The organism is Mycolicibacterium septicum DSM 44393 (assembly GCF_000455325.1).
GTDB lineage: Bacteria > Actinomycetota > Actinomycetes > Mycobacteriales > Mycobacteriaceae > Mycobacterium > Mycobacterium septicum.
The window spans coordinates 460834-462316 of record NZ_HG322952.1 but is presented as its reverse complement, the minus strand read 5'-3'; the positions used below and the strand labels follow the sequence as shown (position 1 = coordinate 462316).

The window sequence follows — 1483 nt, the reverse complement described above, 5'->3', positions numbered from 1 at the left end:
GGCGGGAGCCGGACGCTTCGGCGCGCCGGCGGCGGCCGGGGCTGCGGCGGGCGCAGCGGTCTTGTTCCACACCAGGACGTCGTTGCCGCCTGCGTTGTAGACGACGGAGGTCGGCTGGTCACCGGTCACGTCGAAGTAGATCTTGCCGCTGGTCTTCTGCCCCTGGGCGAGGGTGGCGGGGTTGACGCCCTGGGTGCTGGGCACCTGGAAGAGCGCGCGGTAGTTCTGCCCGTCTGCTGCGCGGATGTTGAAGTTGGAGACGATCGGCGTGACCGAGCCCTCGAGCGCCTCGTTGGTCGCAGTGACCTCCCACAGCGTGCCGTGCGGCGCGTAGTTGATCGTGTCGGTGCTGGGCTTGAGGTCAGTCACGGTCCAGACCTGGGTGCCGCCGTCCAGCTTGCCCTGGCCGCCGAGCGAAGCGGTGGTGACGGCACTGGTGTCGGCGTCGGCGAGCGCCATCGGGGCGCCGGCGACGATCGCCGCGGCGGCAATGGCCGCTCCGGCAAAGGCCGTACTGATATTCGTCTTCAAGGCATTCACTCCTGACTGGTCCAAAAAGAGTTGGCAGGCCCCCCGGCAGTGGGACACCCACTTCATGGCAAGTTAGCAGCTTAAGAGGACGGTTAGGAACACCAGTTCGCAGTTTCTGCCATCGGTGCCTGGCAGAAAACCCGTTTGACCTGCTTGTCGACCTCGATGTGCGCCACGACCTGGTTTTTCGCCATCCCTATCGAATCTCGATGAGCGGTAATGCCTGCCCGGCCGACAAGGACAGCCGTTGACGCCCGAGCGCCGGCCAGGCCTGGACGGCGCAGAACGGCGCGCACTGGTGGTGCGCCGTATCCGGCTGCGACGAGCGGGTGCCGACGTGCACGCAGCACTGAATCAGGCGCTCCTCGATCATCGTGGACATGTCCATGAACGGTTTGACGGTCAGTCGCACCACGCGCTCGCCGAGCAGCTTGCGGATCTTGCGGCGGCGACCCGGCAGTGCCGAGGAAGCCAGGGTCAGCAGTGTCCCCATACCCAGATCGCAGCTCTCACAGATGGCGCGCCAGACGTCGCCGATCTGAGGATGCGACAGCGAGGACTGCTCCGAGAGCAGCCCGAGCAGTGACTCCTGCACCGCCATGCGCAGCTGGCGGGGGAGTTCGGTGTCGGCGATCCGGTTGGAGACCAGGCCCAGCTTGTCCTTGAGGCTTTCGGTTCCGATCAGCGACACCAGCGAACGCCACCGGTCGCTGTCGTCGCGGACCAGATAGCCGACCGAACAGCAGTGCGGGTGCGAGCAGGGCAGTGCTGTCAGGTCGCGCCAGGTGACGGCGTCGTCGGTCTGCGGTCCCAGCCGTTTGAGCACCCCGGTGTGGGTGAGCCGGTTCATCGGGTCGATCGCGCCGGAGCGACCGGAGCCGAACTGCGGCTGGATGGTGAGCCCGCCGACGTACGGCGTGTCCAGGGCCAGGCGGACCATGTCCCCGATCTC

At 66.9% G+C, this 1483-nt stretch carries 1 protein-coding gene and 1 pseudogene; both read right to left on the bottom strand.

The window, feature by feature from the left end:
- On the bottom strand, nt 1-540 hold a 540-nt coding region (locus TX88_RS22180; RefSeq protein WP_044521705.1), incomplete at its 3' end, for an MPT63 family protein.
- Between the two features lie 187 nt (nt 541-727).
- Nucleotides 728-1483, bottom strand: a pseudogene (locus tag TX88_RS22175) (radical SAM protein); the annotation flags it as partial.